Genomic DNA, 19,544 nt, shown 5'->3' with positions numbered 1-19,544 from the left:
CCACCGACCGGGGGCCGCCGGAACGGTTCAGCCCGCGCTCTGCTCTTCCGCGAGGATGCGGTCCAGGGCCTCGTCGAGGTGGGCGTCGAAGTCGGCGAGGGCACCTTCCTGCCCCAGCGGCACCAGCTTGTCGGTCCGGTCGAGGAAGGCCACGAGCGGCGCGGCCGAAGAACGGAACAGCGCCTGGTCACTGCCCACCTGAAGGCGGATCAGCACCTCGGCCGGCGGGCCGGGATCGACGGGTGCGATGCGCACGTCGCCGTCGCCGCACGGCGTACCCACCCCGTCGACCAGCAACTCCCGTCCGAATGCCCAGGTCACCGGGGCATCGCCGGGCAGATGGAAGGTCAGCCGCACCGCGTAGGGATCACAGGTCTGGTAGCGCAGCTCCACCGGGATGCGGAAAGAGAGCTCCTCCGACACGAGAAAGCTCATCATGACCTCTGCCTGTACGGACTCGCCCATCGCCTACCCCGTCATTCGCCGTCGACTGTCCGGGAATCAAACCTCTAACACTGGTGGCATCTTGCTCAACGTACACACCAGATCACAAGGAGTGAGTTTTCAGATACTGATAGAGAGCGCGAGCGACCCCAGGAACCGCCCCATCTCGCCCTGCAGTCGCTGCGCCGCGGGCAGCAGCCGGTCGGCCTGGTGGGCGGGCAGCGAGAGGGCCATCGTCGCGGCCGTGGTGCCCATGGTGATCGGAATCGCCGCGCAGACCGTCCCCAGGGCGTATTCCTGGCGCTCGGTGACGGGTGTCATCCGCCGGGTCCGTTCCAGTCGTTTCATCAGACCGACCTCGTCCCGCACCGTGTACGGCGTCACGGGGTTCACCGGATAGCGGTCGAGGTGATCACGGCGGGCGTCCTCGTCCAGCTGTGACAGCAGGCATTGCCCGATGGCGTGCGCGTGCCCGGTCTCGCGGAAGTCCGCCCACTCCTCCACCGCGGGGTTGCCCGGGGTGTCGGAGACGCACAGGATCTCGATCTCGCCGTCGCGGTACATGGCGTAGTAGACGGGCGCGCCGATCGCGTCCCGCCAGCGCGCCAGTGCGTCGACGACCGTGCTGCGACGTTTCTGCTCGGCCCCGCTGCTGCTCAGCCGCTCGACCGCCTCCCCGAGGAAGAACAGGCCCTTCTCGCGGCGCAGATATCCCTCGTGCACGAGGGTGCGCAGCAGGTGGTACGCCGTGGGCAGCGCCAGCCTCGTCTCCCGGGCCAGCTGCTTCGCGGGGGCTCCGTACTCGTGCTCCGCGACGCACTCCAGCAGGCGCATCGCGCGCTGCACCGAGCCGATGAGGGTGACCGCGGGCGGCGGCACGGCCGCGGCGGGGGGTGTCCGGGGCGCCGAGCGGGGCTGCACGGGCAGTGCGTGCGGCGGTACGAATGCGGTGTCGGCCGTGGCCAAGGGTCACTCCCGGAACGCGAGGGGGCAGCCCGTGCGGGGAGACACGGGTGGGGTACGCCGCTCGCGGGGTCGCCCCCGCGTGGAGTTCCGGACTCTAACCGCCGGTCACCGCGTGCCGACGGCCCGTCCGGAAAACTTCCCCCGCGCGAGGGAACCGGTGATTCCTGTTACCGGCCCCGGTGCCCCGCGGCCCTCACCAGTCGCTGCGCGACGAGGAGCTCGACATGAACTTGCGGACGACGTAGATCAGTCCGCCGACGAGCGCGACGAAGACGAGCAGCTTGAACAGCAGTCCGATCACGAAGCCGACCACACTGGCGATCAGCCCGCCGAACACGACCAGGGCGATGACCGGCACCGCGATCCACTTCACCCACCACGGCAGTCCCGTGAAGATCTCTCGCATCGCCCTCGTCCTTACCTCTCCGCCCGTCCGGGTGCCGGGCCCTTGGGCGGCCCGGACCCCGCGGGGAATTCCTGAAGTCCTGCACTCGATGCTAGGGCCGCGAGGGCCGCGGCAGGACTCCCGCAGCCCTTGTCTCCCCCTGACCGATCCCCTAGGGAACCCCGGGGCGGCGGGTCAGCTCTCCGGCGGAGAAAACACCACGAGCACCCTCAGGTCCTCGCTGATGTGGTGGAACTTGTGGGCGACTCCGGCCGGCACGTACACCACGCTGCCGCGGGCGACCTCGGTGGTCTCCAGCCCCACGGTGATCGCGGCGCGGCCGCTGACCACGAAGTACACCTCGTCCTGCTCGTGCGGCTTCTGCGGATCGGCCGTGCCCGCGTCGAGCGCGTACAGGCCGACGGACATGTTCCGCTCGCGCAGGAACTGCAGATAGGCACCGTCGTTGGCGGCACGCTCCGCCTCCAGTTCGTCCAGCCGGAATGCCTTCATCGCCTCGTCCGCCCCTGCCTCGCCGTTCGATTCCGATCGCGTCTGCCACGATCAGACACATGAAGAATTTTCTAGTCAAGACGGTCGCCAACGCGGGCGCCCTGGCGGTCGCCGTGTGGCTGCTCGACAAGATCACCCTGACCGGGGGCAGCACCGGCGAGAAGGCCGCCACGCTGATCGTGGTCGCCCTGGTGTTCGGGGTGGTCAACATGCTGGTGAAGCCGATCGTGCGGGTGCTGACCTTTCCGCTGTTCGTCCTCACCCTCGGCCTGTTCACGCTGGTGGTCAACGCGCTCATGCTGTTGCTCACGTCGTGGCTGGCCGACGTTCTCGACCTGAGCTTCCACGTCGAGGGCTTCTGGACGGCCGTCCTGGGCGGCCTGATCATCTCGGTCGTCTCCTGGGCTCTCAACGCGTTCCTGCCCGACGAGGACTGAGCCCATGACCTACCGCGTCTGTTTCGTCTGCACGGGCAACATCTGCCGCTCCCCGATGGCCGAGGCCGTCTTCCGCGCGCGCGTGGCGGAGGCCGGGCTCGAGGGCCTCGTCGAGGTCGACAGCGCCGGCACCGACGGATGGCACGAGGGCGAGGGCGCCGACCCGCGCACCATGGCCGTCCTGGAGGAGAACGGCTACGGCCTCGACCACACGGCCCGCCGGTTCCGGCCCTCCTGGTTCGGGCACCTCGACCTCGTCGTCGCCCTCGACGCGGGTCACCTGGAGGCACTGCGGCGGCTCGCGCCCACGGAACAGGCCGCGGACGCGGTACGGCTGCTGCGGTCGTACGACCCCGCCGCCGGCAGCGGGGACCTCGACGTGCCCGACCCCTATTACGGGGGTGCCGACGGCTTCGAGGAATGCCTTGAGATGGTGGAGGCGGCGAGCGGCGGACTGCTCGCCGCGGTACGTGAGCACATGAAGGGACGGGCGGCATGAACGATTCCGCTGTCGACAACGGGGGAGCACCGGGCGCGGACGCGTCCGCCGGGGACGGCACGCGCGCGGTGCGCGCCGGGCTGCCCGAACCGGTCAAGCACGAGCCGACCCTGCCCGGGCCCGTGTTCGCCGCGCATTTCCACCTCCCGGGCGACCCCACCGGTCCGTACACCTACGGCCGCGACGAGAACCCCACCTGGACCCACCTCGAGCGCGCCATCGGCGAGCTGGAGGCCCCCGGGCGGGACGACACCGAGACGCTCGTGTTCGCCTCGGGCATGGCCGCGATCTCGTCGGTGCTCTTCTCCCAGCTGCGCGCGGGGGACGTGGCCGTACTGCCCGACGACGGCTACCAGGCACTGCCCCTGGTCCGCGCCCAGCTGGAGACGTACGGCATCGAGGTGCGCACCGCGCCGACCGGCGGGGACGCCCAGCTCGGCGTCCTGGACGGGGCGAAGCTGCTGTGGATCGAGACGCCCTCGAACCCGGGGCTCGACGTGTGCGACGTCCGGCGGCTCGTCGAGGCGGCGCACGCGGGCGGCGCCCTGGTGGCCGTCGACAACACGCTCGCCACTCCGCTGGGGCAGCGCCCGCTGGAACTCGGGGCCGACTTCTCCGTGGCCAGCGGTACCAAGCAGCTGACCGGGCACGGCGACATCCTGCTGGGGTACGTCACCGGCCGCGACACCGAGGCCATGGCCGCGGTACGGCGCTGGCGCAAGATCGTCGGCGCCGTCCCCGGGCCCATGGAGGCCTGGCTCGCGCACCGCTCGATCGCCACCCTCCAGTTGCGCGTCGAGCGGCAGAACGCCACCGCGCTGAAGGTGGCCGAGGCCCTGCGGGAGCGGCCCGAGGTGACCGGCCTGCGGTATCCGGGGCTGCGCGACGACCCCGCGCACGAGGCCGCCGCGCGGCAGATGCGGCGCTACGGGTGCGTCGTCTCCTTCACGCTGCCCTCGCGCGCGCGTGCCGATCGTTTCCTCGAGGCCCTGCGGCTCGTGGACGACGCGACGAGCTTCGGCGGGGTGCGGTCCACGGCCGAGCGGCGCGGACGCTGGGGCGGCGACGCGGTGCCGGAGGGCTTCATCCGCCTCTCGGTCGGCGCGGAGGACCCCGAGGACCTGATGGCGGACCTGATGCGCGCACTGGACAAGTCGGCGGGCTGAACCCCGGCGCCCAGCCGCCGGACGGTGTCCGGCCGCACACGGCGGACGGTCCGAGCCTCCCCCCTCGTGGCTCGGACCGTCCTCTCGGTTCCGCGCGCGAAGAACCGCGTGAGCAAGGCTAGTTGACTCTGTGTCAGTGTCCAATCACGGTAGCGACAGCGACCTATCGACATATTTATAGTTGAGGACGGCCGGGGCGTCGGGAACGGCGGAGAAGGGGGAGGTCGTCCGTGGATCTGGCCTTGCTGCGCACGTTCGTGACCGTGCACCGGGCCGGCAGCTTCACCCGTGCCGCCGCTCTGCTGGGTCTCTCCCAGCCTGCCGTGACCTCACAGATCCGGACCCTGGAGCGGCAGCTCGGCCGGCCCCTGTTCCTACGGCAGGCCCGAGGCGTGACCCCGACGACCATCGGTGACGAACTCGCCCACAAGGCCGCCCCGCACCTCGACGCGCTGGTGGAGATCGCCGAGACCGGCGCCGACGACGAGTTCCTGGTGCGGACCCTTCACCTCGCCGGACCCCCCGAGTTCACCGCCGAGCGGGCGCTGCCCGCGCTCACGGAGCTCACCCGGGAGGACGGACAGGGTGTCGCGCTGCGCGCCGTCTTCGTGAACGCCGAGGAGGCACTGGAGGGCCTGGCCGCCGGACATCATGATCTGGCCATCGGTACCGCCCGGCCGCGCGGCGCCCTGCTCACGGCGACTCCGCTCTGCGACGAGGAGCACGTCCTGGTCGCCGCGCCTCGCTGGGCCGCGCAGACCGGCGCCGGGGAGCCCCGCCGCGCCTCCGCACGGGACCTGGCGCATGTGCCCGTGGTCGAGGTGCACGAGTCGCTGCCCTTCGTCACCCGGTACTGGGCGTCCGTCTTCGACACCTGCCCGGCCACCCCGGGGACCGTCGTCGTTCCCGACCTGCGTGCGGTGCTCACCTGCGTGATCGCGGGCGCCGGGCTCGCGGTGCTGCCCCGCTATCTGTGCGCCGGCGCCCTGTTGCGCGGGGACGTCGTCGCCCTGCACGATCCGGCGGTGCCGCCGCTGCGGACGTACTTCCTGGTGGTGCGCACCGGCACCCTGGCGTTGCCGCACATCGCCCGGGCTCACGAGTGGCTCCTGCGCGCGGCGGGGGACTGGAACTGAGCAGAAGCGCACGTCTGCGATGTTTCACGTGGAACCAGCCGGGCCACATTTCTCCCATGACCGTCCGACCCGTGGTCAAGCGCACCGCCCGCGCCGTCCTCCTGGACGGCGGTGATCTGATTCTGATCAAGCGCACCAAGCCCGGTGTCGATCCCTACTGGGTCACTCCCGGGGGCGGGGTCGAGCCGGAGGACACGACTGTCGTCGACGCCCTGCACCGCGAGGTGTACGAAGAACTGGGTGCCAAGATCACCGACGTGGTTCCCTGCTTCGTGGACACCGTGGAGCACATCGGCGAGGACGGCGGGGCGACCGGCGTGAAGGTGCAGCACTTCTTCGTCTGCCGCCTGGAGTCCATGGATCCGGCCCTGCGGCACGGTCCCGAGGTCGACGAGCCCGCCGGCGAATACGAGATCGTCCGGGTTCCCTTCACCCGGGTCGGGATCGCCTCCGTTCACCTGGTACCGCTGTCGTTGCGGCACTATCTGGACGGCAACATCGAGGGCGTACGCGCGATGCACGCCCCCGACCTCGGCTGAAGCCCACGACGCCGCGCGCCGGACGCAGGACGCCCACCGCCTGCCGGGACGTCGCACGCTGCGCCATGACGTGGCCAAAAGCTCACACGTCCCACGGCAAACAGGTGGACGCGGACGGCTCCCGTCGGACAGCCTGACCTGCGTGGTGACTCCTTCCCTCTCCTCCTTGCCGATCCGCCGTCTGACGCTCCGCGATCTCACCGCCTGCGCCGACTTGTCCGAGGACCGGGGGTGGCTACGCGAAGAACACAAGTGGGGCTTTCTTCTCACCGCCGGGAAGGGGTACGGCATCGACGATCCCGAAGGCGGTCTCGTCAGTGCCTGCACCGTCACCGAGTACGGCCCGGTCGAGCGGCCGTCCCTCGCCGCCATCGGCATGGTGCTGGTCGCCGAGCGGCATGCCCGCCAGGGGGTCGGACGCCGGTTGATGCGCCACGTCGTCTCGGCGCAGGGCACCACTCCCCTGACGTTGCACGCGACCCCCAACGGCCGCCCGCTCTACGAGGAGCTCGGCTTCAAGTGCACGGGCCGGGTGGAGATGGTGCGCGGGCGCTTCGCCCCGGGCGGGCCCGAGCCGCGGATCGCCACACGGGCGGCCACCGCGGAGGACCTCTCCGCCATCCTCCGGCTCGACGAGGAGGTCTTCGGCGCCGATCGCACCCACATCATCACGCGCCTGCCCGCCTTCGCCGACCAGCTGTGCGTGGCCGAGGAGGGCGGTCGGCTCATCGGGTACGCCGCCGCCTGGCCCAACATGGACACCCACGTCGTGGGGCCGCTGATCGCCCGCGACACCGAGACGGCCAAGGCGCTCGTCACCTGGCTCGCCGCCCGCACCGACCGGCCGCTGCGCACCGACATCGACGTACGGCACGAAGAGCTGCTGGCATGGGCGCACGAGCGCGGCCTCGCCCCGGTCTTCCCCAGCGCGGTCATGACGTACGGGATCACGGAGCTGCCCGGGGACCGGACCCGGCGCTTCGCCCCCCTGACCGTGGCGGCGGGCTGACCGCTGCGGGTCGGGTACGGAAGGGAGCTCCCGTCAGAGGGCGCGGCCCTTCGTTCCCGGGACTAAATAGTTGCACGCGCTTGTTACAAGCAAACGCCAGAAATTGTGTGCCTGGTCTACCCTTGTCTCAGCCGCTCCGGGACGGAGGAACCACATGACAGCGACGGACCCCGCGCTCACCGCCCTCTCCCAGGGCTGGTGCGCCCTCTCCCTGCTGCACGGGAGGATCGAGGCCCGTATCGAGCGCGCCCTGCAGTCCGGGCACGACCTGAGCGTGCGTGAGTACTCCCTGCTCGACGTGCTCAGCCGGCAGCACGACGGCGACGGAGGTCATCTGCAGATGAAGCAGGTCGCCGACGCGGTCGTCCTCAGCCAAAGCGCCACCACCCGCCTGGTCACCCGCCTCGAGGACCGCGGCCTGCTCGAGCGCTACCTGTGCCCCACCGACCGTCGCGGCATCTACACCAACGTCACCGCCGAGGGCCTGAAGCTACTGAACGAGGCCCGGCCCACCAACGACGCCGCTCTGCGCGAGGCTCTCGACGAGGCGGCCAGGAACCCCGAGCTGGCTCCGCTGGTCCGGGCGGTGGAGACGCTCAAGGCACCGGTGGCCGCATGACCGAAGCCGGCGCGGGCGTGTCCTCGCCGGCTCTCCCTGCGTAGGGTGCGGCCATGGGAGATCTTGAAATACGCCGCACCGTCCAGGACGACATTCCCGCGATCGTCGCGATGCTCGCCGACGACCCGCTGGGCGCCCGGCGCGAGTCACCGGACGATCTGAGTCCCTACCTGGCCGCTTTCGAACGGCTCAGTACCGATCCCCACCAGCACCTGGTCGTCGCCGTCCGCGAGGGCCGCGTCGTCGGCACGCTCCAGCTGACCGTCGTCCCCGGACTCTCCCGGCGCGGCGCCACCCGCTCGATCATCGAGGGCGTACGCATCCACGCCGACGAGCGGGGCAGCGGACTGGGCACCCAACTCATCGAGTGGGCCGTCGCCGAATCGCGTCGGCTGGGGTGCCGTCTGGTCCAGCTCACCTCGGACAAGACCCGTACGGACGCCCACCGCTTCTACGAACGCCTCGGCTTCTCGGCCTCGCACACGGGCTTCAAGCTCGAACTCTGACTCCGGCGTGTGCGTGGCCGTGCGCTGTTTCACGTGGAACAGCGCACACCGCGGCCCCGGCGCCCCTAGCCGATGCCCCGCCACCCTTCCGGGTCCACCCCTCCCGGTACGGAGGCTCCTTCGTCGTAGGGCCGGCGCGTGAAGACGAACGAGCCGAGGTCCAGATGGCTCACGGTCCCGTCCTGGCGCCGCACGGCCCGCAGAGGCTCACCGGCGTAGTAGCCCTCCAGCCCCGTCCAGGTGCCGTCGCCGTTCGCCCGGAAGCGCGAGCGGCGGCCCTGGCCCGACAGCGGCTCCAGCGAGACGCCCCCGGCGGGGGTCAGCCGCAGCGCGAAGGCCTGGGTGCCCCAGTACCACTGCCCGGCCAGCTCGAGCACCGAGGCGTCGACGTCCGGCAGCGGCCGCCACGGCTCCGGGATCCGCGGTTCGGCCTCCGCGACGATCCGCACGAGGTCGGCCCCCACTGCGGATGTCAGCGGCCCCGATGTGCAGTTGGTCAGCACGACCGCCGCCACGTCGTCCTCGACGCCGATGGTCAGGTTGGCCAGGAAGCCCGGCAGGGAGCCGGAGTGGCCCACGAGCAGCCGTCCGTCCCGGTACTGGATCTGCAGACCCAGTCCGTACGTCACGCCGTCCGCGACATCAGCGGCCTCGGCCGGCGCCGCGGGCGTCCGCATCTCCCGTACCGTCTCGGCGCTCAGCACCTTGTCGTCGCCCCTCGTCAGGAAGGCGGCGAACCGAGCCAGGTCCCCGGTCGTGGACCAGAGCTGACCGGCGGGAGCCATCCGTCCGAGGTCCTCGACGGGCTCCGCCAGCATCACGTCGGCCCACGGATGCACCGCCCAGCCGCCGGCGTGAGGCGCCTGCGGGCGCGTGGTCGTACGGTTCAGACCCAGCGGCTCCAGCACCTCCCGGCGCAGCACCTCCTCCCAGGGAGCACCGCGCAGTCGCTCGACCAATGCGCCGAGCAAGGTGTAGCCGGGGTTCGAGTAGTGGTGCCGTCGGCCGACCGGATGCAGAAGAGGCTGCTTGCCCAGCACGTCGGCCAGCTCGGGGCGCAAGGAGCCGGGGGTCCGTTCCCACCAGGGCGCGGGGGACTCGGCGGCCAGTCCTCCGGTGTGCGCGAGAAGACCGGCGATCGTGGCCTCCCCCGCTCCCGTGCCCGGCAGATGCTTCTCCAGCCGGTCCCCGAGGTCGAGCAGGCCCTCGTCGCGCAGCCGCAGCACGAGAACGGCGGTGAAGGTTTTGGTGATCGATCCGATCCGGTACTGCACGTTCTCGTCCGGCCCGTGCCCCTCGACCGATGTCCGCGCCCCGTGCCACACGGCCCGTCCGTCCCGCACCACGGCGGCGACGAGCGAGGGCGTACGCCCTTCGCTCTGGGCGACGGCGATCCGGTGCAGCAGGGCGCGGCGAGTGGCGGGAAGCAGTTCTCCCTGAGGTGTCGTCATGCCCCCAGTCCACCGGGCCGCACACCCCGCGTCGAGTCGATTTCCCCTGGCCGGCGGGTCAGGTCTGTGCCATGTCCACGAAGCGCGAGTAGTGGCCCTGGAAGGCGACGGTGATGGTCGCCGTCGGACCGTTTCGGTGCTTGGCCACGATCAGGTCGGCCTCGCCCGCGCGCGGGGACTCCTTCTCGTAGGCGTCCTCACGGTGCAGCAGGATCACCATGTCGGCGTCCTGCTCGATGGAGCCGGACTCACGCAGGTCGGACACCATCGGCTTCTTGTCGGTGCGCTGCTCGGGGCCGCGGTTCAGCTGGGAGAGCGCGATGACGGGAATCTCCAGCTCCTTGGCCAGGAGCTTGAGGTTACGGGACATGTCCGAGACCTCCTGCTGACGGCTCTCGGCGCGCTTGGACCCACCGGACTGCATCAGCTGGAGGTAGTCGATGACCACCAGTTTGAGATCGTTGCGCTGCTTGAGCCGACGGCACTTGGCGCGGATCTCCATCATCGACAGGTTGGGGGAGTCGTCGATGTAGAGCGGCGCGGCCGAGACGTCCGGCATCCGGCGGGCCAGACGCGTCCAGTCGTCGTCCGTCATCGTGCCGGACCGCATGTGGTGCAGGGCGACACGGGCCTCGGCGGACAGCAGTCGCATCGCGATCTCGTTGCGTCCCATTTCGAGCGAGAAGATGACGCTCGGCAGGTTGTTCTTGATGGAGGCGGCCCGCGCGAAGTCCAGCGCGAGCGTCGACTTGCCCATCGCGGGACGCGCGGCGATGACGATCATCTGGCCCGGGTGCAGGCCGTTGGTGAGCGAGTCGAAGTCGGTGAATCCCGTGGGCACGCCGGTCATCTCACCGCTGCGGGAACCGATCGCCTCGATCTCGTCGAGCGCGCCCTCCATGATGTCGCCCAGCGGCAGGTAGTCCTCGCTGGTGCGCTGCTCGGTGACGGCGTAGATCTCGGCCTGGGCGCGGTTGACGATCTCGTCCACGTCGTCGTCGGCCGCGTATCCCATCTGGGTGATCCGGGTGCCGGCCTCCACCAGGCGGCGCAGCACGGCACGCTCGTGCACGATCTCCGCGTAGTAGGCGGCGTTCGCGGCCGTGGGCACGGTCTGGACGAGCGTGTGCAGGTACGAGGCACCGCCGACCTTGTTGATCTCGCCGCGCTTCGTGAGCTCGGCGGCGATCGTGATCGGGTCGGCCGGCTCCCCCTTGGCGTAGATGTCGAGGATCGCCTGGTAGATCGTCTCGTGGGCCGGCTTGTAGAAGTCGTGGCCCTTGAGAATCTCGACGACGTCCGCGATGGCGTCCTTGGAGAGCAGCATGCCGCCGAGAACGGACTGCTCCGCCTCGAGGTCCTGCGGAGGCACCCGCTCGAACGCGGAGGGTCCCGCTCCGTCCCACGCACCGTTGTCCCGGCCGCGCTCGTGCTGGTCGTCACGGCTCCTGGCGCTGTCACCCCGACGGCGGGAAGCGGGCAGACGATCACTGGGACCGCTGTCGGCCCACGGGTCGTCCAAGGGCTCGGAAATGCTCACCGAGCCACCTCCTCCCGTCCGCCGCGCGGACCTCGCCGTGCTCCTCAGTTCTACGGCACGGCACTGACAAATAAGACGCCCAACTCCGGTTCTGAGGCGTCGGTTTTGTGATGGTTCACAAGCCGTCGGACGGAGCAGGCGCCGGACCACCGTAGGCCCGCGGGCACCGTCAGCCAATCTGGTTATCCACAGGCCATGTGGACGACTGGCCAGATGCTGTGGACAACCCCTCCAAAGCTGTGCACGACTCGGTGGACAGCCCTGTGAACAAGCCCTCCCCAACACCTAGGGCACGCCTGTGACCTGCGGTTTCACCATCCACGGGCTGTGCAGAAGAAAAACTTTCCCTGCCGGGCCAAGATCATCAGCAACCGCACACAAGAGCACACCGGATGAGCGGCAAAGTAAGGGTTACTTAGGCTTTGCATCTCTTACCTGTGGACGATTAGATTGGTGCTCATGACACAGGCCCCCGTGCGCTCCCGCACCGCCCGGCGCCGGCACGACCGAGAGATCGTCGCGCTGGCCGTCCCGGCCTTCGGCGCGCTCGTCGCCGAGCCGCTCTTCGTCATGGCCGACAGTGCCATCGTCGGCCATCTCGGTACGGCACAACTCGCCGGACTCGGCCTCGCCTCGGCTCTGCTGACCACAGCCGTCAGCGTGTTCGTCTTCCTCGCCTACGCCACCACGGCGGCCGTCGCCCGGCGCGTCGGGGCAGGTGATCTGCAGTCCGCCATCCGGCAGGGAATGGACGGAATCTGGCTGGCCCTGCTGCTCGGCGCGGCCGTCATCGCCGTCGTCCTGCCCACGGCCCCGTCCCTGGTGGACCTGTTCGGAGCCTCCGAGACCGCCGCTCCGTATGCCGTGACCTATCTGCGGATCTCCTCGCTCGGTATCCCGGCCATGCTCGTCGTGCTCGCCTCGACCGGTGTCCTTCGAGGACTGCAGGACACCCGGACCCCGCTCTACGTGGCCGTCGCGGGCTTCGTCGCCAACGCCGTTCTCAATGTCGCGCTCGTCTACGGGGCCGGCCTCGGCATCGCGGGCTCCGCCTGGGGAACGGTCATCGCCCAGCTCGGTATGGCCGCGGTGTACCTGGGGGTGGTCATCCGTGGAGCACGCCGGCACGGTGCGTCGCTGCGCCCGGACGCCGCCGGTATCCGGGCTTCCGCACAGGCCGGGGTACCGCTGCTCGTCCGCACCCTCTCGCTGCGGGCGATCCTCATGATCGCCACAGCCGTGGCGGCTCGTCTCGGGGACGCCGACATCGCGGCCCATCAGATCATCCTGTCCCTGTGGAGCCTGCTGGCCTTCGCCCTCGACGCGATCGCCATCGCCGGACAGGCCATCATCGGACGCTACCTGGGAGCCGGCGACACCCGAGGTGCCCGGGAAGCCTGCCGCAGGATGGTTGAATGGGGCATCGCGGTCGGATTCCTTCTGGGCCTGCTCGTGGTGCTGGCCCGGCCGGCGTTCTTGCCCCTGTTCACCAGTGACTCCTCCGTCAAGGACACTGCCCTGCCCGCACTGGTGATCGTGGCCCTCTCCCAACCGGTCTGCGGTGTGGTCTTCGTCCTGGACGGAGTGCTGATGGGCGCGGGGGACGGTCCGTACCTCGCCTGGGCGATGCTGCTCACCCTGGCGGTCTTCACCCCCGCCGCCCTCCTCGTCCCGGTCCTCGGTGGCGGTCTCACCGCACTGTGGGGAGCCATGACGTTGATGATGACGATGCGCATGCTGACGCTGTGGTGGCGTACGCGCTCGGGCCACTGGATCGTCACCGGCGCGACGCGCTGACCGTTTCACGTGGAACACGTCGTTTCACGTGAAACTGCGCCCGGCCGCCGGCTCAGCGGCTGTCATGACAATGGGGCCGTACTCCCGACCGGGAGTACGGCCCCATGTCATCGCTTCAGCGAGAGCCAGGCTCAGGCGGAAACAACCTCGAGGCTGACCTTGGCGGCAACCTCGGGGTGCAGACGCACGGACGTCTCGTGAGCGCCCAGGGTCTTGATCGGCGAGCCGAGCTCGATGCGGCGCTTGTCGACCTCGGGACCACCGGCGGCCTTGATCGCCGAAGCGACGTCGGCCGGGGTGACGGAACCGAAGAGACGACCGGCGTCGCCGGAGCGGACGGCCAGGCGGACCTTGACACCCTCGAGCTGGGCCTTCACCTGGTTGGCCTGCTCGATGGTCTGGATCTCGTGGATCTTGCGAGCGCGACGGATCTGCTCGACGTCCTTCTCGCCGCCCTTGGTCCAGCGGATGGCGAACTTCCGCGGGATCAGGTAGTTGCGAGCGTAGCCGTCCTTGACGTCCACGACGTCGCCCGCGGCACCGAGGCCGGAGACCTCGTGGGTGAGGATGATCTTCATGAGTCGGTCACCCTTCCCTTATCGCGCGGTGGACGTGTAGGGCAGCAGCGCCATCTCACGGCTGTTCTTGACGGCCGTGGCGACGTCACGCTGGTGCTGCGTGCAGTTGCCGGTCACGCGGCGGGCACGGATCTTGCCGCGGTCGGAAATGAACTTCCGCAGCATGTTCGTGTCCTTGTAGTCCACGTACGTGACCTTGTCCTTGCAGAAAGCGCAGACCTTCTTCTTCGGCTTGCGCACAGGCGGCTTAGCCATGATGTTTCTCCTGTGTGATCAAGAAGTGTGGGTGGAGCCCGCCCTAGAAGGGGGGCTCGTCCGAGTAGCCGCCACCGCCGCCGGAGCCACCGCCCCAGCCACCGCCGCCGCCGCCCTGGTTGCCACCGGCGGGAGCGCCCGTGGCCCACGGGTCGTCGGCGGGAGCGCCGCCGCCCTGCTGGCCACCGCCGGGGCCGCCGCCCCAGCCGCCGCCACCCTGGCCCTGGCCCTGGCCGCCACCGCCGTAGCCACCCTGGCCACCGCGGCCCGAGGTCTTGGTGACCTTGGCCGTGGCGCTGCGCAGGCTGGCACCGACTTCGTCGACGTCCAGCTCGTAGACCGTGCGCTTGACGCCCTCACGGTCCTCGTAGGACCGCTGCTTCAGCCGGCCCTGCACGATGACGCGCATGCCTCGCTGGAGCGACTCGGCGACGTTCTCCGCCGCCTGGCGCCAGACCGAGCAGGTCAGGAAGAGGCTCTCGCCGTCCTTCCACTCGTTCGTCTGGCGGTCGAAGGTGCGGGGGGTCGACGCGACACGGAACTTCGCGACGGCCGCACCGGACGGGGTGAAGCGCAGCTCGGGGTCGTCGACAAGATTGCCGATGACCGTGATGACGGTCTCGCCTGCCATGGGGGAACCTCTCGGCGGGTTTGCTGCTGGCTGCTTGTGCTGCTACTCGAATCCCGGATTCAGCTGAGCGGAAGGCTCAGTGCATCTCGGGACGGAGGACCTTGGTCCGGAGGACCGACTCGTTCAGGTTCATCTGGCGGTCGAGCTCCTTGACGACCGCAGGCTCGGCCTGCAGGTCGATGACCGAGTAGATGCCCTCGGGCTTCTTCTTGATCTCGTACGAGAGACGACGACGGCCCCAGGTGTCGACCTTCTCGACCTTTCCGCCGCCGTCACGGACGACAGAGAGGAAGTTCTCGATCAGCGGGGAGACAGCACGCTCCTCGAGATCGGGGTCGAGGATGACCATCACCTCGTAGTGACGCATGTGGAACCCACCTCCTTTGGACTCAGCGGCCACGGTCGTTCCGTGGCAGGAGGGTTGCGATGCGTTGGCACCGGCATCAGCGAGTAAACCAGGCCCCACTGACAATCGGCCTCCTCCGAGGAGGTGGCCGGCCGGGGTCTGGCAGCAGACACCAGTGCAGAAGGTACAGAGTACCTGGCCCATGGCTTGCGGTTGAAATCCGGTCGCGAGGGGACCCAATCTGTACACAACGGACGTGCAGGGCGAAGACGGACCGCCTTCGGCTGGAGGTTCCCCATGGCACAGATCACGCGACCCGCCAAACCCAGGACCGGCCTGCTGGCCACGGACGGCAAACGGCACCCGCTCCAGGACACGCTGATGGCCGTGACCCTGGTGCTCGGCGTCATCTCCCTCGTCACCGCGGGCTTCCCGGGACTGCATCTCCTGACCTCCTGGGCCGGACTGGCCGGTGTCCTGACCGGCGGGTACGGCCAGTTCATCTCCGTGACGACCCGAGAGCGCTTCGGCCTGGTGCTGGGTATCGGCGCTTCCGCGGTCGGCCTCTACTTCGGCATGGCCCACGGCGGGCTGTTCGGCTCCTTCGGGGGGTTCGTCGGCGGCTGATCCACGGACCGCGCCGGCCCGCGGGACGGCGCGGTCCCCCAGTACGCCGGACGGGGCGCTCACAGGGCGCAGTAGGCTTCGCGCGAGAGCCGGAGCCCCTGAACCCATGGGGACACACCAGCCCGAGGAGCGCCCCGAATGAGCCTGACCCTGAGGACCATCAGCCGCGAGCAGCATCTGGCCTACATCCAGAGCCTGCCGGCGGCGAGTCACATGCAGGTCCCGGCCTGGGCGGACGTAAAGGCGGAATGGCGCTCGGAGAACCTCGGCTGGTTCGACGACCGGACGGGTCAGCTCGTCGGCGTGGGCCTGGTGCTGTACCGGCAGCTGCCCAAGATCAAGCGGTACCTCGCGTATCTTCCCGAGGGCCCGGTCATCAACTGGTACGCGCCCAACCTCCAGGAATGGATGGAGCCCATGCTGGCGCACCTGAAGCAGCAGGGCGCCTTCTCGGTGAAGATGGGCCCGCCGGTGATCATCCGGCGCTGGGACGCCGCGTCGATCAAGAAGGGCATCCAGGACCCCGACGTCAAGCGGCTGCGCGACATAGAGGCCGACCACATCGAGCCGCGTGCCTTCGAGGTGGCCGACAAGCTGCGCCGCATGGGCTGGCAGCAGGGCGAGGACGGCGGCGCGGGCTTCGGTGACGTACAGCCCCGCTACGTCTTCCAGGTGCCGCTGGCCAACCGGTCCCTCGAAGAGGTCCACAAGAACTTCAACCAGCTGTGGCGCCGCAACATCAAGAAGGCCGAGAAGGCCGGCGTCGAGGTCGTCCAGGGCGGTTACCACGACCTCGAGGAATGGCAGCGCCTGTACGAGATCACGGCCGTGCGCGACCACTTCCGGCCGCGGCCGCTGTCGTACTTCCAGCGCATGTGGGCGGCCCTCAACAACGAGGACCCCAACCGCATGCGGCTGTACTTCGCCCGGCACAACGGCGTGAACCTGTCCGCAGCGACGATGCTGGTCGTCGGCGGGCACGTCTGGTACTCGTACGGCGCCTCCGACAACATCGGCCGCGAGGTCCGGCCCTCGAACGCGATGCAGTGGGCGATGCTGCGGGACGCCTACGCCCTCGGCGCCACCGTGTACGACCTGCGCGGCATCTCGGACTCCCTGGACGAGAGCGACCACCTCTTCGGCCTGATCCAGTTCAAGGTCGGCACGGGCGGGCAGGCGGCGGAATACCTCGGGGAGTGGGACTTCCCGCTGAACAAGCTGCTGCACAAGGCGCTCGACATCTACATGTCGCGCCGCTGACCCACACCCCCCGCTCCAGTAGCGTCGGGGGCGGCTCCACAGCTCCGACGCGTTCCCTCACCTCTGACACACCGCAGCCACCAGAAAGGTTCCAGGTCCGGCCATGGCGCTCACGCTCTACGTCGACACCGCGCGCTGGCGGGCGCACCACAAGCACGTGCAGGAGCAGTTCCCCGGGCTCGTCCCGGTCTGCAAGGGCAACGGCTACGGCTTCGGACACGAACGGCTGGCTGAGGAGGCCACGCGCCTCGGTTCCGACGTCCTCGCCGTGGGCACGACCTACGAGGCCGCCCGGATCAAGGACTTCTTCGGCGGCGATCTGCTGGTGCTGACGCCGTACCGGCGTGGCGAGGAGCCCGTGCCGCTGCCGGACCGGGTCGTGCGCTCCGTCTCCTCCATCGACGGCGTGTACGGCCTGGTGGGCGCGCGGGTGGTCATCGAGGTGATGTCCTCGATGAAGCGGCACGGCATCAGCGAGCAGGACCTGCCGCAGCTGCACGCCGCCATAGAGAACGTTCGGCTGGAGGGCTTCGCCATCCATCTGCCGCTGGACCGCACCGACGGCTCGGACGCCGTCGAGGAGGTCATCGGGTGGATGGACCGGCTGCGTGCGGCCCGTCTGCCTCTGCACACGATGTTCGTCAGCCACCTCAAGGCCGACGAACTCGCCCGCCTCCAGCAGCAGTTCCCGCAGACCAGGTTCCGCGCGCGCATCGGGACGCGGCTGTGGCTGGGTGACCACGAGGCCACCGAGTACCGCGGCGCCGTGCTGGACGTCACCCGCGTGGCCAAGGGGGAGCGCTTTGGCTACCGGCAGCAGAAGGCGGCCTCCGACGGCTTCCTGGTGGTCGTTGCGGGCGGTACCTCCCACGGCGTGGGTCTGGAGGCGCCGAAGGCGCTGCACGGTGTCATGCCGCGCGCCAAGGGCGTCGCCCGAGCGGGCCTGGCCACGGTCAACCGGAACCTGTCGCCGTTCGTCTGGGGCGGCAAACAGCGCTGGTTCGCGGAACCGCCGCACATGCAGGTGTCGATCCTCTTCGTGCCCTCGGACGCACCGGAGCCGAAGGTCGGTGACGAGCTGGTGGCACATCTGCGCCACACCACCACGCAGTTCGACCGCATCGTCGACCGCTGACGGTCGCGGAGCCGGAGCCCCGGAGAACCCCGGAAGGGCCGTACACGGTTGCCCGTGTACGGCCCTTCTCACGTCCGGAGACCCGTCGGCGGGTGCTCGCCGCTCCGGTTCGCTCAGAGCGAACCCCCCGGCTGCCGCCCGGCGCCCCATTCCACCAGGGAGCCCTCGAGGTGATCCGTGGGCTGTGGCGCACGCGCCGCGGGACCGAGGACGAAGACGTCCTCGGCGCCGTCCAGCACACCGCCCGAGGGATCGTCGTCGCCGGTCCGCCGGACCGGGTCCCGGTCGGGCAGGAGGATGTCGCGGACGACCATGACGCACAGGTACAGCGTCCCCAGCAGATGGATGCCGATGGTCCAGTGGTAGCCGTCCGTCGGCAGGCCCTTGTGGGCGTCTCCGCTGGTGGTGTAGGCGAGGTACATCCAGATGCCCAGGAAGTAGGCCACCTCGCAGGCCTGCCAGATCAGGAAGTCCCGCCACTTCGGCCGGGCCAGCGCGGCGAGCGGCACGAGCCACAGGACGTACTGCGGCGAGTAGACCTTGTTGGTGAGGACGAACGCCGCGACGATGAGGAAGGCGAGCTGGACGAACCTCGGACGGCGCGGGGCCGTCAGCGCGAGCGCCGCGATGGCGCCGCAGCACAGCAGCATCAGGAGCATGGCCAGCGTGTTGACGGTCTCGGTGCTGGGCGGGTCGTCCGTGTTCTGGACGATGATCAGCCAGAAGGACCCGAAGTCGACGCCGCGTTCCTGGCTGAACCGGTAGAACTTCGACCAGCCGTCGAACGCGAAGAGCATCACCGGCAGGTTCACCAGGAGCCAGGCGCCGGCCGCTCCACCCAGAGCCTTGCCGAACTCCCGCCACTTGCCCGCACGCCAGCAGAGCACCAGCAACGGACCGAGGATGAGGAAGGGGTAGAGCTTGGCGGCCGTGGCCAGGCCCAGCAGCACACCGAAGGCCACGGCACGCCCCCGCGACCACATCAGGATCGCGGCGGTCGTCAGGGCGACGGCCAGCAGGTCCCAGTTGACGGTCGCGGTGAGCGCGAGAGCGGGCGCCAGCGCGACCAGCAGGCCGTCCCAGGGGCGCCTGGTGTGCATGCGGGTGACGCAGACGGCGATGACGGCCGCGCACACCATGAGCATCCCGGCGTTGACCATCCAGTACCACTGTTCCTGGTCCTGGACGGAGCCGCTGCCCGGGGTGAGCCAGGACGCCACTTCCATGAACAAGCCGGTCAGCACCGGGTACTCGAGGTACTCCATGTCGCCGGGGAGCTTGTCGAAGTAGGGCACGAGCCCGTCGACGAACCCACGGCCCTGGTAGAGGTGCGGGATGTCCGAGTAGCAGGCATGCGTGTATTGGGAGCTGGCACCGAAGAACCAGGCGCCGTTGTAGCAGGGCGCCTTCTGGACCAGGCCGAGGGCGAACATGCCGATCGCCACGAGCGCGATCACGCGCACCGGGGTCCACCAGGACGTCCCGAGCAGGGCACGCCGGCCGAGAGGGCCGCCGATCAGCTCACTGCCTGCCGCGGCGACCGCGTCCTCCCTGCTCGGCGGCACCCGATCCGGTTCGTGCACGCTCGGTGGCGTCGATTCTGCACTGGGCATGGGGCACATCCTGCCGTACGCGCCTGGGAAAACGGCGGGGCCGCCGCACCCCGACGGGTGCGGCGGCCCCTGTTTCACGTGAAACAAGCGGG

At 69.7% G+C, this 19,544-nt stretch carries 23 protein-coding genes; 12 read left to right on the top strand and 11 right to left on the bottom strand.

The features are described from left to right. Positions 1-27 precede the first annotated feature (27 nt). From ACFWJB_RS02240 to ACFWJB_RS02225, 4 genes are all read right to left on the bottom strand, one after another. Positions 28-465 (bottom strand): SsgA family sporulation/cell division regulator, encoded by a 438-nt coding sequence (locus ACFWJB_RS02240; RefSeq protein ID WP_385459233.1) that lies wholly within the window; start codon positions 463-465, stop codon positions 28-30. A 99-nt stretch (positions 466-564) separates the two neighbouring features. After that, positions 565-1,290: an IclR family transcriptional regulator gene (locus tag ACFWJB_RS02235; RefSeq protein ID WP_385459295.1), complete on the bottom strand. Its 726-nt coding sequence runs from the start codon at positions 1,288-1,290 to the stop codon at positions 565-567. 313 nt (positions 1,291-1,603) lie between these two features. Next, entirely contained in the window at positions 1,604-1,816 is a 213-nt protein-coding gene (locus ACFWJB_RS02230) for a DUF5326 family protein (protein WP_007388908.1), read from the bottom strand. Positions 1,817-1,990: 174 nt separating this feature from the next. Next, complete coding sequence (locus ACFWJB_RS02225) at positions 1,991-2,308, bottom strand: cupin domain-containing protein (protein ID WP_385459235.1); 318 nt, start codon at positions 2,306-2,308, stop codon at positions 1,991-1,993. Positions 2,309-2,367: 59 nt separating this feature from the next. Here ACFWJB_RS02225 and ACFWJB_RS02220 point away from each other — a divergent pair, with 59 nt between their 5' ends. The 8 genes from ACFWJB_RS02220 to ACFWJB_RS02185 all read left to right on the top strand — a co-directional run bounded on the left by ACFWJB_RS02220 (position 2,368) and on the right by ACFWJB_RS02185 (position 8,219). Then, the gene (locus ACFWJB_RS02220; protein WP_386919714.1) at positions 2,368-2,745 is read left to right on the top strand and encodes a phage holin family protein; all 378 of its coding nucleotides are present in this window, start codon (positions 2,368-2,370) and stop codon (positions 2,743-2,745) included. A gap of 4 nt (positions 2,746-2,749) precedes the next feature. Beyond that, positions 2,750-3,244 carry a low molecular weight protein-tyrosine-phosphatase gene (locus ACFWJB_RS02215; protein WP_385459239.1) on the top strand — a complete coding sequence of 165 codons (495 nt, stop codon included), beginning with the start codon at positions 2,750-2,752 and terminating at the stop codon, positions 3,242-3,244. After that, positions 3,241-4,410: a cystathionine gamma-lyase gene (locus tag ACFWJB_RS02210; RefSeq protein ID WP_386919712.1), complete on the top strand. Its 1,170-nt coding sequence runs from the start codon at positions 3,241-3,243 to the stop codon at positions 4,408-4,410. Before ACFWJB_RS02215 ends, ACFWJB_RS02210 begins: the two co-directional genes overlap by 4 nt. Positions 4,411-4,640: 230 nt before the next feature. Then, positions 4,641-5,546: a LysR family transcriptional regulator gene (locus ACFWJB_RS02205; RefSeq protein WP_386919710.1), complete on the top strand. Its 906-nt coding sequence runs from the start codon at positions 4,641-4,643 to the stop codon at positions 5,544-5,546. A gap of 56 nt (positions 5,547-5,602) precedes the next feature. Then, entirely contained in the window at positions 5,603-6,085 is a 483-nt protein-coding gene (locus ACFWJB_RS02200; protein ID WP_361573524.1) for an NUDIX hydrolase, read from the top strand. A 142-nt stretch (positions 6,086-6,227) separates the two neighbouring features. Beyond that, on the top strand, positions 6,228-7,094 hold the full coding sequence (locus ACFWJB_RS02195; protein ID WP_385459246.1) for a GNAT family N-acetyltransferase: 867 nt from the start codon (positions 6,228-6,230) through the stop codon (positions 7,092-7,094). Positions 7,095-7,248: 154 nt separating this feature from the next. After that, the gene (locus ACFWJB_RS02190) at positions 7,249-7,713 is read left to right on the top strand and encodes a MarR family winged helix-turn-helix transcriptional regulator (protein WP_385459248.1); all 465 of its coding nucleotides are present in this window, start codon (positions 7,249-7,251) and stop codon (positions 7,711-7,713) included. A 53-nt stretch (positions 7,714-7,766) separates the two neighbouring features. Further along, complete coding sequence (locus ACFWJB_RS02185; protein WP_385459250.1) at positions 7,767-8,219, top strand: GNAT family N-acetyltransferase; 453 nt, start codon at positions 7,767-7,769, stop codon at positions 8,217-8,219. A 65-nt stretch (positions 8,220-8,284) separates the two neighbouring features. Here ACFWJB_RS02185 and ACFWJB_RS02180 read toward each other — a convergent pair whose 3' ends face one another. Continuing rightward, a complete protein-coding gene (locus ACFWJB_RS02180; RefSeq protein WP_386919707.1) occupies positions 8,285-9,670 on the bottom strand; it encodes a serine hydrolase domain-containing protein in 1,386 nt (461 codons plus the stop codon). A 58-nt stretch (positions 9,671-9,728) separates the two neighbouring features. Beyond that, positions 9,729-11,210 carry a replicative DNA helicase gene (gene dnaB, locus ACFWJB_RS02175; RefSeq protein WP_385459254.1) on the bottom strand — a complete coding sequence of 494 codons (1,482 nt, stop codon included), beginning with the start codon at positions 11,208-11,210 and terminating at the stop codon, positions 9,729-9,731. Between the two features lie 459 nt (positions 11,211-11,669). On the opposite strand from dnaB, the gene ACFWJB_RS02170 reads away from it, so the two are divergent. Next, positions 11,670-13,007: an MATE family efflux transporter gene (locus ACFWJB_RS02170; RefSeq protein WP_386919705.1), complete on the top strand. Its 1,338-nt coding sequence runs from the start codon at positions 11,670-11,672 to the stop codon at positions 13,005-13,007. A 131-nt stretch (positions 13,008-13,138) separates the two neighbouring features. Here ACFWJB_RS02170 and rplI read toward each other — a convergent pair whose 3' ends face one another. The 4 genes from rplI to rpsF form a co-directional block, all read right to left on the bottom strand. After that, positions 13,139-13,585, bottom strand: a complete 447-nt coding sequence (rplI, locus tag ACFWJB_RS02165) for a 50S ribosomal protein L9 (RefSeq protein WP_385459258.1) — start codon at positions 13,583-13,585, stop codon at positions 13,139-13,141. Between the two features lie 18 nt (positions 13,586-13,603). Next, a complete protein-coding gene (gene rpsR / locus ACFWJB_RS02160) occupies positions 13,604-13,840 on the bottom strand; it encodes a 30S ribosomal protein S18 (RefSeq protein WP_003949403.1) in 237 nt (78 codons plus the stop codon). Between the two features lie 43 nt (positions 13,841-13,883). Beyond that, positions 13,884-14,471, bottom strand: a complete 588-nt coding sequence (locus ACFWJB_RS02155) for a single-stranded DNA-binding protein (protein ID WP_386919702.1) — start codon at positions 14,469-14,471, stop codon at positions 13,884-13,886. 76 nt (positions 14,472-14,547) lie between these two features. Continuing rightward, the gene (rpsF, locus tag ACFWJB_RS02150) at positions 14,548-14,838 is read right to left on the bottom strand and encodes a 30S ribosomal protein S6 (protein ID WP_077798159.1); all 291 of its coding nucleotides are present in this window, start codon (positions 14,836-14,838) and stop codon (positions 14,548-14,550) included. Positions 14,839-15,114: 276 nt separating this feature from the next. Here rpsF and ACFWJB_RS02145 point away from each other — a divergent pair, with 276 nt between their 5' ends. The 3 genes from ACFWJB_RS02145 (at position 15,115) to ACFWJB_RS02135 (ending at position 17,839) form a co-directional block, all read left to right on the top strand. After that, on the top strand, positions 15,115-15,444 hold the full coding sequence (locus ACFWJB_RS02145) for a hypothetical protein (protein ID WP_385459262.1): 330 nt from the start codon (positions 15,115-15,117) through the stop codon (positions 15,442-15,444). A 138-nt stretch (positions 15,445-15,582) separates the two neighbouring features. Further along, entirely contained in the window at positions 15,583-16,704 is a 1,122-nt protein-coding gene (femX, locus tag ACFWJB_RS02140; protein ID WP_127444086.1) for a peptidoglycan bridge formation glycyltransferase FemX, read from the top strand. Positions 16,705-16,807: 103 nt separating this feature from the next. After that, a complete protein-coding gene (locus ACFWJB_RS02135) occupies positions 16,808-17,839 on the top strand; it encodes an alanine racemase (protein WP_385459265.1) in 1,032 nt (343 codons plus the stop codon). Positions 17,840-17,952: 113 nt separating this feature from the next. Here the strand turns inward: ACFWJB_RS02135 and ACFWJB_RS02130 are convergent, their stop codons facing one another. Further along, positions 17,953-19,461, bottom strand: coding sequence for a glycosyltransferase family 87 protein (locus tag ACFWJB_RS02130; protein WP_386919699.1), 1,509 nt, complete (start codon positions 19,459-19,461; stop codon positions 17,953-17,955). Positions 19,462-19,544: the final 83 nt, after the last annotated feature.

Source organism: Streptomyces sp. NPDC127100 (assembly GCF_042724095.1).
Lineage (GTDB): Bacteria > Actinomycetota > Actinomycetes > Streptomycetales > Streptomycetaceae > Streptomyces.
The sequence above is the reverse complement of the archived record's forward strand: the minus strand, read 5'-3'. Positions and strand labels throughout refer to the sequence as shown.

Excerpts from the sequence above, each read along its gene's own strand:
- ACFWJB_RS02225 (WP_385459235.1), bottom strand. The coding sequence starts at position 2,308 with ATGAAGGCATTCCGGCTGGACGAACTGGAGGCGGAGCGTGCCGCCAAC.
- ACFWJB_RS02130 (WP_386919699.1), bottom strand. The coding sequence starts at position 19,461 with ATGTGCCCCATGCCCAGTGCAGAATCGACGCCACCGAGCGTGCACGAA.
- ACFWJB_RS02210 (WP_386919712.1), top strand. The coding sequence starts at position 3,241 with ATGAACGATTCCGCTGTCGACAACGGGGGAGCACCGGGCGCGGACGCG.
- ACFWJB_RS02200 (WP_361573524.1), top strand. The coding sequence starts at position 5,603 with ATGACCGTCCGACCCGTGGTCAAGCGCACCGCCCGCGCCGTCCTCCTG.
- ACFWJB_RS02135 (WP_385459265.1), top strand. The coding sequence starts at position 16,808 with ATGGCGCTCACGCTCTACGTCGACACCGCGCGCTGGCGGGCGCACCAC.
- ACFWJB_RS02145 (WP_385459262.1), top strand. The coding sequence starts at position 15,115 with ATGGCACAGATCACGCGACCCGCCAAACCCAGGACCGGCCTGCTGGCC.
- ACFWJB_RS02185 (WP_385459250.1), top strand. The coding sequence starts at position 7,767 with ATGGGAGATCTTGAAATACGCCGCACCGTCCAGGACGACATTCCCGCG.
- rpsR (WP_003949403.1), bottom strand. The coding sequence starts at position 13,840 with ATGGCTAAGCCGCCTGTGCGCAAGCCGAAGAAGAAGGTCTGCGCTTTC.
- ACFWJB_RS02180 (WP_386919707.1), bottom strand. The coding sequence starts at position 9,670 with ATGACGACACCTCAGGGAGAACTGCTTCCCGCCACTCGCCGCGCCCTG.
- ACFWJB_RS02230 (WP_007388908.1), bottom strand. The coding sequence starts at position 1,816 with ATGCGAGAGATCTTCACGGGACTGCCGTGGTGGGTGAAGTGGATCGCG.
- ACFWJB_RS02190 (WP_385459248.1), top strand. The coding sequence starts at position 7,249 with ATGACAGCGACGGACCCCGCGCTCACCGCCCTCTCCCAGGGCTGGTGC.
- ACFWJB_RS02220 (WP_386919714.1), top strand. The coding sequence starts at position 2,368 with ATGAAGAATTTTCTAGTCAAGACGGTCGCCAACGCGGGCGCCCTGGCG.
- femX (WP_127444086.1), top strand. The coding sequence starts at position 15,583 with ATGAGCCTGACCCTGAGGACCATCAGCCGCGAGCAGCATCTGGCCTAC.
- ACFWJB_RS02170 (WP_386919705.1), top strand. The coding sequence starts at position 11,670 with ATGACACAGGCCCCCGTGCGCTCCCGCACCGCCCGGCGCCGGCACGAC.
- ACFWJB_RS02215 (WP_385459239.1), top strand. The coding sequence starts at position 2,750 with ATGACCTACCGCGTCTGTTTCGTCTGCACGGGCAACATCTGCCGCTCC.
- ACFWJB_RS02155 (WP_386919702.1), bottom strand. The coding sequence starts at position 14,471 with ATGGCAGGCGAGACCGTCATCACGGTCATCGGCAATCTTGTCGACGAC.
- rplI (WP_385459258.1), bottom strand. The coding sequence starts at position 13,585 with ATGAAGATCATCCTCACCCACGAGGTCTCCGGCCTCGGTGCCGCGGGC.
- ACFWJB_RS02240 (WP_385459233.1), bottom strand. The coding sequence starts at position 465 with ATGGGCGAGTCCGTACAGGCAGAGGTCATGATGAGCTTTCTCGTGTCG.
- rpsF (WP_077798159.1), bottom strand. The coding sequence starts at position 14,838 with ATGCGTCACTACGAGGTGATGGTCATCCTCGACCCCGATCTCGAGGAG.